The organism is Myxococcus sp. MH1 (assembly GCF_059738865.1).
The window spans coordinates 1374850-1387019 of record NZ_AP026947.1 but is presented as its reverse complement, the minus strand read 5'-3'; the positions used below and the strand labels follow the sequence as shown (position 1 = coordinate 1387019).

10 protein-coding genes are annotated in these 12170 nt (G+C 70.2%); 6 read left to right on the top strand and 4 right to left on the bottom strand.

Annotation, left to right across the window (positions count from 1 at the left end; translation table 11 throughout):
• Positions 1 to 174 precede the first annotated feature (174 nt).
• From AC6JA9_RS05730 to AC6JA9_RS05720, 3 genes are all read left to right on the top strand, one after another.
• Positions 175 to 519: a heavy metal-binding domain-containing protein gene (locus tag AC6JA9_RS05730; protein WP_223783498.1), complete on the top strand. Its 345-nt coding sequence runs from the start codon at positions 175 to 177 to the stop codon at positions 517 to 519.
• Positions 516 to 1979, top strand: a complete 1464-nt coding sequence (locus AC6JA9_RS05725; RefSeq protein WP_408888073.1) for a TolC family protein — start codon at positions 516 to 518, stop codon at positions 1977 to 1979. The genes AC6JA9_RS05730 and AC6JA9_RS05725 overlap by 4 nt, the downstream gene beginning before the upstream one ends.
• A 155-nt stretch (positions 1980 to 2134) precedes the next feature.
• Positions 2135 to 3484: a multicopper oxidase family protein gene (locus AC6JA9_RS05720; protein WP_408891782.1), complete on the top strand. Its 1350-nt coding sequence runs from the start codon at positions 2135 to 2137 to the stop codon at positions 3482 to 3484.
• 13 nt (positions 3485 to 3497) lie between these two features.
• Here the strand turns inward: AC6JA9_RS05720 and AC6JA9_RS05715 are convergent, their stop codons facing one another.
• The 4 genes from AC6JA9_RS05715 to AC6JA9_RS05700 form a co-directional block, all read right to left on the bottom strand.
• Entirely contained in the window at positions 3498 to 3851 is a 354-nt protein-coding gene (locus AC6JA9_RS05715) for a hypothetical protein (RefSeq protein WP_223746078.1), read from the bottom strand.
• A gap of 33 nt (positions 3852 to 3884) precedes the next feature.
• On the bottom strand, positions 3885 to 7940 hold the full coding sequence (locus AC6JA9_RS05710) for an RHS repeat-associated core domain-containing protein (RefSeq protein WP_497959225.1): 4056 nt from the start codon (positions 7938 to 7940) through the stop codon (positions 3885 to 3887).
• The gene (locus tag AC6JA9_RS05705; protein ID WP_497959224.1) at positions 7937 to 9259 is read right to left on the bottom strand and encodes a hypothetical protein; all 1323 of its coding nucleotides are present in this window, start codon (positions 9257 to 9259) and stop codon (positions 7937 to 7939) included. The genes AC6JA9_RS05710 and AC6JA9_RS05705 overlap by 4 nt, the downstream gene beginning before the upstream one ends.
• Positions 9260 to 9519: 260 nt before the next feature.
• Positions 9520 to 9990: a helix-turn-helix domain-containing protein gene (locus AC6JA9_RS05700; RefSeq protein WP_223746075.1), complete on the bottom strand. Its 471-nt coding sequence runs from the start codon at positions 9988 to 9990 to the stop codon at positions 9520 to 9522.
• Between the two features lie 78 nt (positions 9991 to 10068).
• Here AC6JA9_RS05700 and AC6JA9_RS05695 point away from each other — a divergent pair, with 78 nt between their 5' ends.
• The 3 genes from AC6JA9_RS05695 to AC6JA9_RS05685 all read left to right on the top strand — a co-directional run bounded on the left by AC6JA9_RS05695 (position 10069) and on the right by AC6JA9_RS05685 (position 12123).
• Positions 10069 to 10926 carry a class I SAM-dependent methyltransferase gene (locus tag AC6JA9_RS05695; protein WP_497959223.1) on the top strand — a complete coding sequence of 286 codons (858 nt, stop codon included), beginning with the start codon at positions 10069 to 10071 and terminating at the stop codon, positions 10924 to 10926.
• Positions 10927 to 11010: 84 nt separating this feature from the next.
• Positions 11011 to 11421 carry a DUF1761 domain-containing protein gene (locus AC6JA9_RS05690; RefSeq protein WP_223746073.1) on the top strand — a complete coding sequence of 137 codons (411 nt, stop codon included), beginning with the start codon at positions 11011 to 11013 and terminating at the stop codon, positions 11419 to 11421.
• A gap of 12 nt (positions 11422 to 11433) precedes the next feature.
• Positions 11434 to 12123, top strand: a complete 690-nt coding sequence (locus AC6JA9_RS05685; protein ID WP_267697995.1) for a helix-turn-helix transcriptional regulator — start codon at positions 11434 to 11436, stop codon at positions 12121 to 12123.
• Positions 12124 to 12170: the final 47 nt, after the last annotated feature.

The window sequence follows — 12170 nt, the reverse complement described above, 5'->3', positions numbered from 1 at the left end:
GCTCATCACACTGTGATGACCCCGGTTACACCGGGGCCCGCGCGGCATCGCGTCCCTGCACCTCGAGAGCGTCGTCCCTTCGCACGGTTGGCGCTCGCGCCGGCATGGCCTGGGGCTTGCTCAACCGCGCGGCGTCTTCGGCCCGCTTCACCGCGCGCCTCATCGAGGTCATCCATGCGTACCTTCCTCAGCGTCCTCGCGAGCCTCACCACGCTCGCCGCCTGTGCCTCCGAGCCGAGGCGGCTCGCGCCGTCCCTGGACCCATCGAACCCCGAGGCGCCCGAGTCCCCGGCCGCCCCACTCTCCAGCGCGCTCGCGGCGGCGCCTCCCGACGCGAAGCCGCCGCGCGTGCCGGAGGCCGAGAAACCGGCGCCGCCCGATGCGGGCACCCCGCTCTACACGTGCCCGATGCACCCCGAGGTCCAGTCGGACAAGCCCGGCGTGTGCCCCAAGTGCAACATGAAGCTGACGCCGGCGAAGCCCACGTCGGGCCATGAGGGACACGGAGAGCACCGGTGAGACGCGCGCTCGTCGCCGCCGCCCTGGTGTTCACGGGCGGCTGTGCCTCCATCCAGAAGGAGAAGGGCCACGCGGAGGTCGCCACGCTCGTCGAGGAGCGCATCGGCCGCAAGACGCGCTGGAATCAGGGGACGCCGGAGGACGCGGAGGTCTCGCGGCATCTGGACACGTTGCTCGCGGGAGCGCTGACCTCGGACCACGCGGTGGAGGTGGCGCTGCTCAACAACCCCGCGCTCCAGGCGACATACGAGGACCTGGGGGTGTCCCAGGCGGACATGGTGCAGGCGGGGCTGTTGAGCAACCCGACGTTCGACGGGAGCATCGGCTTTCCGCTCACGAGTGACGGCGTGAGCGAGACGGAGTTCTCGCTGGTGCAGGGCTTCGTGGAGCTGTTCACCCTGCCCTTGCGCAAGCGCGTGGCGCAGGAGCAGTTCATGGCGGACACGCTGCGCGTCGCGCACGAGGCGCTCGCCACGGCCGCGGAGGCACGCAAGGTGTTCCGTGAGGTGCAGGCGCGGCAGCAGCTGGTGGAGCTGCGGCGGATGGTGCTCGAGGCCTCGGAGGCCGCCGCCGAGCTGGCGACGCTCCAGCACGCCGCGGGCAACATCACGGACCTGGACCTGGCGACGGAGAAGGCCGCGGCGGAGGAGGCCCGGCTGGAGCTGGCGCGCGAGGAGCTGACGCTGGTGGAGGACCGCGAGCGGCTCAACCGGCTGCTGGGGCTGTGGGGTGGGAGGACCCAGTGGGCCATCGCGGAGAAGCTGCCCGCGCCGCCCGAGGAGGAGGCGACGCTGGAGCGGCTGGAGTCGCTCGCCATCCGGCAGCGGCTGGACATCGATGCGGCGCGCAAGCAGACGGAGCTGATGTGGAACGCGCTGGAGCTGGCGCGCAGCACGCGCTTCTTCGGGCGGGTGGACGTGGGCGTGCACACGCACCGAGACGCGAACGGTCCGCGGCTGCTCGGGCCCACGCTCTCGCTGGAGCTGCCCATCTTCGACCAGCGTCAGGCGCTCATCGCGAAGCTGGAGGCGCAGCACCGACAGAGCGAACGGAGGCAGACGGAGCTGTCGGTCAACGCGCGCTCGGAGGTCCGCGCGGCGCGGGCCCGGCTGCTGACGCTGCGAGGTGTGTCCGAGCGGTATCAGCGCGTGGTGCTGCCGCTGCGCGAGCAGGTCGTCGAGCAATCCCAGCTCCAATACAACGCGATGCAGATAGGCCTGTACGCGCTGCTCGACGCGAAGCAGTCACAGGTCGAGGCGTACCGCGCGTACATCGAGACGGTCCGAGATTACTGGATGGCGCACGCGGAGCTGGAGCAGCTCGTCGGAGGTCGGCTCCCCGGTGGGAGCCGCGCGACGCCCGCCGCCGCGCCGGAGCATCCCCGCCCAACGCCCACTGAAACCGAAACGCCTTCCGGCCACGGCCACGCGCCCGAGCCTGGCCACGGAGTCACACCATGAAGTCCCTCCTCTCTCCCTTCGCTTCCAGCACGACGGACACGGAGGACCCGACGGCGCGCAAGAGGACCTCCACGGACGAGCGGGCGCCCAGCGCCACGTCCGACGCCGCGTCGACCCACGACACGGAGGTCTCCGGCAAGCTCAGCCGACGGAGCATGCTGGCGACAGCGGGGGCCACGCTCGCGGGCGGGGCGCTGCTGCTCCAGGGCGGCGCCGCGCAGGCGCAGACGGCGGCGCCTCGCGCGAGCCCACCGGCGCGGCGCGACTGGCAGTCCCCCGGGATGCCGAACCGGGACTACCGCCCGGTCATCGTGCCCAACGGGACGAAGCTGCCGTGGAAGCTGGTCAACGGCGTGAAGGTCTTCCACATGGTGGCCGAGGAGGTGGAGCACGAGCTCGCCCCGGGCCTGAAGGTCCACTGCTGGGGCTACAACGGCCAGGTGCACGGGCCCACCATCGAGGTGGTGGAGGGGGACCGCGTCCGCTTCTACGTCACCAACCGGCTGCCCGCGCCCACGACGGTGCACTGGCACGGGCTGCTGTTGCCCAACGGCATGGACGGCGTCGGGGGGCTCAACCAGAAGTCCATCGCACCGGGAGAGACGTTCCGTTACGAGTTCACCATCCGCCAGTCGGGCACGGGCATGTACCACTCGCACCACGACGAGATGACGCAGATGGCGCTCGGCATGGTGGGGCTGTTCATCATGCACCCGCGTCGTCCGGTGGGTCCGCGCGTGGACAAGGACTTCGCGCTGATGCTGCACGAGTGGCGCGTGGACCCGGGCACGCGGCGACCGGACCCGAACGAGATGACGGACTTCAACCTGCTCACGTTCAACGCGAAGGCGTTCCCCGGGACGGAGCCGCTGGTGGTGCGCCAGGGCGAGCGCGTGCGAATCCGCCTGGGCAACCTGAGCGCGATGGACCACCACCCCATCCACCTGCACGGCTACCACTTCCGAATCACGGAGACGGACGCGGGCCGCATCCCCGAGTCCGCGCAGTGGCCGGAGACCACGGTGCTCGTGCCGGTGGGCAGCACGCGCAGCATCGAGTTCGTCGCGGACGCGCCCGGTGACTGGGCGATGCACTGCCACATGACGCACCATCTGATGAACCAGATGGGGCATGACATCCCGAACCTCATCGGCGTGGATCCGGGAGGGCTCGACGCGAAGGTGCGCAAGCTCCTGCCGGGTTACATGACGATGGGGCAGACGGGCATGGGCGACATGGTGGAGATGGGCATGCCCGTGCCGACCAACTCCATCCCCATGAGCGGAGCGCGCGGCAAGCACGACGTCATCACCATGGGCGGCATGTTCACGGTGCTCAAGGTGCGCGAGCGGCTGACGGGTAACGCGGACCCGGGCTGGTACGAGAACCCGCCCGGCACGCTGGCGATGGCGGCCAGCACGTCCGAGCTGAGCCAGGACGGCATCGACGTGGACGCGCCGCCGAAGGCGGAGCCCGCGTCTCCGGGTGGGCTGGCGCACGGCTGAGCCGGGTGCTCGCTCAGCCCACGGCCTCTTCGTCGGAGTCGTCGTATTCGTACTCGCCGACCTGTCCCCAGCTCCCGTCCTTCTTCTGGCGATAGGTGTACGAAATCGACTGGAGGCCCGTCTTGAAGCGCTGGTGCAGGAGGAAGAGCTTCTGCACGGCGACCTCGACCTCCTCGTCCGGGGTGACGCTCCCCTGTCCCTTCCCCGTGGGGGTGATCTGGATGCGGTAGCGCTCCACATCCTCCTCACCGGGGACCCGCTCGACCCGGAGGAGCGCACCCGTCCACTCATCGGGCAGGAGGGAGAGGACCGCCGCGCCCAGCTCGCGGTCGACGGGCAACTGTTCTTCTGAAAGCTCCGTGGCCATGCAGCACCCTTACCATTCGGGAAAGAGGACGACCTAGGTCTTGGGATTGGGAATGACTTGTGAGTGACCCGTGATGGGTTTACCCGAGCCATCGAGCAGCGAGTGAGCGACCTCGGTGGGCCGGCCCGATGAACCTGAGTACTTCGGCTCGCTGACGAACAGGGTGTTCGGCGTGGTCTTCGCGGTGGCGATGGATTTGTTCTCCAGCCGCTTCTTGACGCTGAGGTTCGACTTGGTGCCGTGCTCCGCGATGACGTTCTCGGGCACGTTCACCAGGTCCTGGTTCGCCACGCCGCGCTCCGGCCCCAGATGCCCCCGGTGGTCGATTCCGGATTGGTACCCATCCGGCTTGATGTGGCTGACACCCTCCTTCTTGTACTTCTTGGGTGGATCCAACGGGACCTCGCTGAGCACCGTCCGCCCCTTGCCGTCCAGGAAGTACGTCGACTTCCGGCCCTGGGGGTCGGTGTAGACAATCTTCTTCTGCGCCTGGAGCTTCTTCTTCTTGTGGATGCGGCTCTTGATGGGGAGGGTCAGCAGCGTCTCGACCCGCGTGACGCCCTTGGCGGACTTGCCCCCCTTGGCGCTGGCCTTTCCCTTCTTCGAGTGGACCAGCCCCAGGACATCGACCTGGTCGAGCGGATGGGGCGCATAGGCATACAGGTTGCTGCCGCCCCCCGTGCCCAGCGGGTCGCTCTGGAGATACCGCCCCAGGCGAGGCTCGTAGTAGCGGAAGCGGTTGTAGAAGAGCCCCGTCTCCGCGTCGTGATAGTGCCCCACCATCCGCAGCGGGCAGTCCACCGTGGACGCGGCGTCGACCTCCACGTGCCCATACGGCTCGATGCGCGTGGCGCGCCAGACCGGCTGACCTCGCGCGTCCTCGATGCGGGTCGGCGTGCCGTTGGGGCTCGTGAAGAGCGTGTAGACGCGCCCCGTCGAAGGGTGCGCCTCCGGGTGCTCGTAGTCCACGAACAGCAGCGGCACCAGGGCGTCGTGGGCCCCATACACGTGGATGCGCAGCCTGCCGTCGGAAGCGTGCTCCGCCGCCAGTCGCTCGCCATCCCAGTAGAACCAGGTCTGCCGCGCCCCGCGTCCACACCGGATGCGCCGACCGATGGCGTCGTAGTCCGCCGTCCACGGCTCCGCGTGGCCATCCTCGACGCGGATGAGCATGTCCGCGCTGTCGTAGGTGTAGCGGACCCGCGAGCCGTCCTCGCGGTGTCGCTCCGCGATGTGATTGCGGTCGTCGTAGACGAAGCGCTCCCCGTTGGCCTCGACCAACCGGTTGCCTTCCTGGAGCACCACGCCTCGCAGCCCCGGCTTCGCCAGCAGGTTGCCCGCGGCGTCCAGGTGGTACAGGTGTCGCCCGCCGGGGCCGTCCTCCTCCACCAGCCGGTGCGCGGCATCCACCGTGTACAGCGTCTCGCCGTCCACGCTGTCGTGGACGCCGATGCAGTCGCCCTCCGAGGTGCGCTCGTAGCGGACCCCGTGGTGCTGGAGCTGCCCGTCGTCGGTCCAGCGCCACCGCAGTGTCGAAAGCGGCCAGCCCCGGTCGTCATGCTGGCGAAGCTCGCGGGTGCCCTGGGCGTGCTCCCGCAGCACCCACCCCGCCGAGTGCTTCCAGATGGCGTGCGCTCCGCCGGTCGGGTCGACCACCTGGACGAGCGACCCCTGCTCGTCCACCACGGTGGAGGTGAAGCCCAGCACCTCGGTGCGCCGCTCACGGCCCCTCACGGTGTGCACGACGCCCAGGCCATCGCGCAGGTCGCTTCGCATGCGTCCTCGCGCGTCGCGCTCGAGCGCCACCGTGTGCGCGTCCGTGGAGGCGCGGATGACCTGGTCCTCCAGGTCGAAGGCCAGCAAGTGCGTTGCCCCCGAGGCGAGGGCGCACGTCACCAGGTGCCCCTCCTGTTCGTAGTCCAGCCTCAGCAGCCACCTGCCGTGTCCGTCCCGCTTCTCCACCAGGCGGTCGCCCACGTCCCAGACGTATTCGTCCCGCGACACCCCGTGGCGCGTCACCCGGACGAGCCGGTCCTTCTCATCCCGCGCGTACTCGCTGACGGCGCCTCCCGCGTCCTCGACACGGACCACCTCCTCCGTGGAGGAGTGGGCGACGTGCAGGGTGTGTCCGAGCGCGTCCGTCTCGGACACGACGAGATTCCACCGGCCTATCCCCCACCGGGTGATGGAGCCGTCCGCGTCCTGGTGCCACACCCGGTTGCCGCCGGTGTCGTAGCTCCACGCCTGGACCCGGCCCGCTGCGTCCACCTCCTTGATGCAGCGGCCCAGTCGGTCGTACTCGCGAACCGGGGCGGTCGCCTCCTCCGCCGAGGGGTGGGCCCTCACCAGCGTGGCCAGGACGGTGGACAGCTCCGCGGGGACACGCTCGAGCAGCGTCGGGAGGTCCCGCGTCGCCACGGACGCAAGCTCCTCCATGCGGAGGCCCAGCAGGTGGCCCAGGGGCGTGACGGGATGACTGAAGAGGTCGGGGCCCGGAGGGTCGGCCTGCGTCTCCGCCGGAGGCAGGCGCTGCCCGAAGGGGTCCAGCAGCCCCGTGTGGGCGCCCTGTGCATCGTAGAGCCAGCGGGTGACCCGGCCCCCTGAGTCCACCTCACGCACGATGCCGCCGTCCGCATCCACCTCCCGCCGGAGCACCCCGCCGTAGGGGTCCACCCGCTCCAGCAACGTGTCGTTCGCGTCGTACTTGAAGACGGAGACTCCGCCCTGGCGCTCCGTGACGCGCGTCTCGCGACGCTCGGCGTCGTATTCGAAGCGGGCCCACCAGAGCCCGTCCTCTCCGGACGTCTCCACGCAGCGCCCCTGGTCGTCGTACTTCCACCAGAAGCGGTAGCCGCCGGGCGTGGTCATCTCCGTCCAGCGGTGCGCTTCGTCATGGACCAGCGCATGACGGCCGCCCTCCGCGTCACACGACGTCACCAGCCGTCCCCGCTTGTCGTAGCCGTACGAGGCCAGGCATTCAGGAGGACCGCCATCGCGCAGCCGCAGGAGCGACGTCATCCGGCCCCGTGCGTCGTAGGCGCAGGCGTAGCGCTGACGTCCGTGCCGCGTCCGCTCGATGAGCAGGACGAGCCGCGCGCCCCGATAGCGCAGCTCCAGCTCCGCGTCCGGGCTCCGGACGAAGCGCAGGCGCGCCAGCGGCTCCGCGCCCGCCAGCTCCAGCTCGAAGCGCGGCGCATCCGCCTCGCACACCTCGAAGCGCCGGGCGTCCAACCTCCGGAGCACCACGCCCTGCTGGAGCGTCTCCACCTCCCCGGACCCCATCGGCGTGAAGTCGATGACGCGTCCCTGGCCGTTCTCGTAGCGCCAGGCCTGTCGCATCAAGCGCAGGGTGTGCTGGTACTCGTGTCGGAAGCCCCACCCCAGCGGGCCCTGCTCGGTCACGCGCGCCGTGGTGTAGTGCCGCCGCCAGCGAAAGAGGCCGGGCGGCGGAGACACCGCGTCCGTGAACTCGTCGAAGTTGGCCCCGGTGATGATGTCCACCGGATGTCCACCCGTGCAGTGGACCCCGTTCTGCGCCTTGCGCGTCTTGCGCAGCGCCTTCACCTTGCGCAGCAACGCCCCCAGCAGCGCGAAGCCCGCGCGCATGGCCAGGGCCATCAAGGAGACGGTCGGCGTGCCGCCCACCAGGACCGGCAGCGGGATGGACAGCACCACCGTCGTGGGGAGCACCAGCGACTTCGTGGTCTTCTTCTTCTTGAGCCGGGGGATGGGCGGGATGCCGATGTCCTGACAGCTCAGGACCGGGAGGCCCAGGTAGCTGAAGGCGTCTCCATCCACGGACACCGTGCTGCTGCCCATGAAGAGCTCCGACTCGTTGGCCGGAGGCTTCACGAACACGCCGCCCAGGGGGATGTGCGGTGGCAGCGCGATGCCGGACGAGCCCGCCTGCGCGCGCGGCAGTCCGCCCACCAGCACCGTGGCCCCCAGGACGGGCACGTAGTCGACGGGGTCGAACACCAGCCCCAGGTGCGGATGAGGGATGGGGACCGGGGGGACGGGGCCCGGCGGCTGGACGAGGTGGATGTCGATGCCCAGCAGCAGGTCGAAGTGCTTCGCGGCCGGCATCATGACGACGGCCTCCGCGAGTCCGGGGGGCGCCACGCCGGGCCCAGCAGCCGCGACATCTGCTCCTCGACGACGCCTCGGTGCGCGCGGTACTTCCACGTCCGCGTCAGGCGCATCAGCCCGTCGCCCAGGTAGCCCAGCGTGGACGTGCGGCGCGTCTCCTCGTCCATCCGGTGCGCCACGGGGAAGGCGCGCACCCCGCAGGCCCAGGAGGCGTCATGGTCCCGGGCCAGCTCATAGCCGTAGGCCGCCATGCGCCAGCACTCCAGCAGCATGCGGTCGTCCTTCAGTTGCTCGGCCAGCGGCGCCGTGTCGCGATACAGGTCTGCGCTTCGCGAATAGGTGCGCGCGCAGATGAGCGCGCCCCCCAGGGCCATGCGCACCTTGAGTTGCAAGGGGAGGCCCTGCGCTTCACCTCGCTGATGCGCGGCCAGGGCCTCGGCCTCCGCGGAGCGGTAGCAGGCGACGGCCGCCGGGAAGTCCTCCTTCGTCATGTACCCCGTGGCCAGCGCCACGTGGGTCGCGACGACGAGGTGGCTCCACTCCTGGGCCTTCGCCACCGCCACCGCTTCGGTCGCCAGGCCCCGCGCCGCCTCCAGGTCCCGCGCCTCCAGGGCGCGGCCCAGCTTCACGTACAGGTGCCGGAAGTGGCCTTGCGGCGTGTCCAGGTGCCCGGCCGCCGAGGACACCTCCTCCATCGCCGCGCCCATGTCGAGTCCCGCCACGCAGGTGCGGACCCGGCGGGCCTGGGCCCGCGCCACCTCCGCCAACGTGGGCGAGGAGGGGTCATCGAAGCACACCAGCCGCACCTGGGTCGCGTGCGCCTGGAGCACCGTTCGCTCGACCCACGCCGTCCAGTCCGCGCTCGAGGAGACCTCCTCCGGGAGGAGCACGAGCACGAGGTGGCGGAACAAGGGCTGGTGGTGCTCGTGAAAGGACTCCGCCGCGCGCAGGAAGACGCGCGCGTCGTCCTGGCCCGGCTCCCGACGAGGCGGCACCCAGGACGCATCCACGCCTGCCTGCTCCAGGTCATACCGGAGCGCGTGGTACTGCGAGGTCATCGCCTCCACCAGCTCCAGGCCATGGTGGGAGGGCGTGGCGAAGGGCACCTCCAACCGCAGGAACAGGTCCGGTGACACGCCGCCGTCGTGCTCCTCGACGACGAAGAAGGTGTCCATGAGCTTCCGCTCGTTCGGCGCGAGGACCCAGCGAAGCAGGCGCGCATCGTCGTCCTCGGCGAAGGCAGCCCACTGCGCCTGGAGTCGTTCGACGCGGCGAACGATGGGCGCGCGGAGACTGTCCAGGCTCGTGTTCGGTCCCATGGCCCACCCCGCGCATGGCCCCTGGACACGCAGCAGGGAGCCGGAGCGCGGAGACGTTGGCGGACCTCATCGACTCAGGACAAAGCCGGGCGGGCGCGGAGGGTTTGAAAGCCCTCACATCCGCGAAGGATTGTCAGGCGTCCGACGCCCCATGCGCGGTCCACGGCCGACAAGACCAGGGAGGTCCGGCGCGCCCTCGACCCCGCACGTGCGCTCGATGCGGTCCCGCACGTCGATTGGAGGTGGGGGCCTGGGGTGTTTCACGGCCTCGGACGACGCCCGGCAGGTGCCCGTTTCCTCGGCGCTCGGTCCAGGTCCTTCGTCGCGGCGCCCTCGCGGCGGGAGGACACGGCGGCCGACAGCAGTCGGCGGAACCGGGGACACTCCAGGTGGCTCGGCGCGGGACAGCTCGCGGCGTGCCTCAAGCCGTCGCGCATGGCGCTCAGCCGCCGGATGGAGCTGTCGAGCTCCTCCGCCTTCTGGACCAGCAACCTCCGGTCGATGGCCAGGCGTCCATCGGGCGCGAACATCCGGGCGATCTCCTCCAGCGAGAACCCGGCCTCCCGTCCCAGCGCGATGAGCGCGAGCCGCTCCAGCACGTCCGGACCGAACAGGCGGCGCAGGCCCCGCCTGCCCGTCGAGCAGAGCAGCCCCTTCTCCTCGTAGAAGCGCAGCGTTGAGGCGGGTACGCCCGAGCGTCGCGCCACCTCGGTGATGTCCAGGTCCCTCATTCGCTTGACCTCAAGTCGACTTGAACTGGCACTGTAGCGTCTTCAGCACATCTCATCGGTAGAGGAAGGAGACACGCGATGACCGCCGGAACCCCATCCCCCCTGGAGCAGGAGGCCCTCTGGAAGGGCCCCGCGGGACACGCCTGGGTGGACACCCGGGAGGTGCTCGAGCAGTTGTTCAAGCCCTTCGAGTCCCTGTTCATCGAGGCCGTGCGAGCCGCTGGGGCTCACCGTGTGCTCGACGTGGGCTGCGGGACGGGGAGCACGACGCTCGCCGTCGCCCGGCATCTCGGCTCGACGGGACAGTGCGTCGGACTCGACGTCTCCACGCCGATGCTCGCCGTGGCGCGGGAGCAGGCCGAGGCACAGCACGTGGCCGCCCGCTTCATCGAGGCCAACGCGGAGACCCATGCCTTCGAGCCCGCGTCGTTCGACCTGGTGATGTCCCGCTTCGGCGTCATGTTCTTCGACGACCCGGTCCGGGCCTTCACGAACCTCCGACGCGCGGCCACCCGTGACGCCCGGTTGTGTTGCATCGCCTGGAGGAGCCCGGAGGAGAACCCGTTCATGACGACCGCGGAGAAGGCCGCGGCGCCCTTCCTGACGAACATCCCTCCCCGCCTCCCGGACGCGCCGGGACAGTTCGCCTTCGCGGACCCGAACCGCGTCCAGCGCATCCTGGAGCAGAGCGGCTGGACGGACATCACCCTGCGCGCCATCGACGTCCCGTGCACCATGCCCGCGCGGAGCCTGGCTCGGTACGTCACCCGGCTCGGGCCCGTGGGCCGGGTGATTCAGGAGCTCGACGAACAGGCACGGGCGAAGCTCGTCGACACCCTGCTCGCCGCCTTCAGCCCCTTCGTCCACGGCGACGAGGTGCGGCTCACCGCCGCCTGCTGGCGCATCGAGGCCCGCGCTCCGACCGTCGCCACCTAGGACGGCGTCCCATTCACTGCTGCCACCACGGTGGCAGCAGGGTGGCGGTACTCCGTGCGCCTCACCTCCACCGGGGCGCACACGATGTTCACGCTTTCAATCAACTGGCTCGCCGTTCTCCTCTCGACCGTGGCGCTGCAGGTGCTCGGCGCCGCGTGGTACATGGGGGTCATCCCGAAGCCATATGCGCTGGCGCTCGCGCGCACCGACCTGGCGGGCCGCAAGCCGGAGCCCCTCTTCATCGTGGGTCCCCTGCTCTGCGGACTCGTGGTGACGCTGACGAACGCGGTCCTGCTGCGCTCGTTCCACCTCGACACGATGCCGAACGCGCTCGCGTTCGGCGTCATCAGCGGGCTCGGCTATCTCGTCGCCACGGTGTTCAACGTGGCCATCAATCCCAACATGCCCAGGCCGCTGCTCTACGGGGTCATCAACGCGCCCTACTTCCTGGTCAGCAACCTCGTGAGCTGCGCTATCCTCACCGCCATGGCGTAGCGCGGAGGACGCATGCGACGCGCGGACCGGCTGTTCGAGATTCTCCAGGTGCTGCGGCGGGCCAAGGGTCCGATGACGGCCAGCGCCATCGCCGAGAAGCTCGAGACCAGTCAGCGCACCGTGTACCGGGACCTCGCGGCGCTGATGGCCCGCCGCGTGCCGATTCGAGGAGAAGCAGGGGTCGGCTACGTGCTGGAGCGCGGCTTCGACCTGCCGCCGTTGATGCTGACACCCAGCGAAATCGAGGCGGTGGTGCTCGGCGCGCAGTGGGTGGCGGCCAACGCGGACAAGACGTTGTCGGCGGCTGCGGAAGGCGTGTTGGCCAAGGTCGCCGCCATCGTCCCGGAGCACCTGCGCGAGCTGGTCGACGACCCGGTGGTGGGCACTCCACCGGCGAGGCACAAGCACCCCGACGGGACGGTCGACCTGGGGCGGCTGCGGGAGTGGTCACGGAAGCAACTGAAGCTCCACCTCCACTACACCGACGCGGAGGGCCTCACGAGCCAGCGCACGGTGTGGCCCATCCTCGTGGGCTACGTGACGGGCGTCCGCGTATTGATTGCATGGTGTGAGCTGAGGCGCGACTTCCGCTACTTCAGGACCGAGCGCCTGCTCAGCGTGGACTTCCTCGACACACCGTACCCCGAGCGCCGCGCGGCCTTGCGGCGACGCTGGGAGGCACACTTGAAGCTCGCGAAGTAGAACGGCCCATCCGCCCGCCACCCCGGGGGCTCGCGAGGAGCACACCG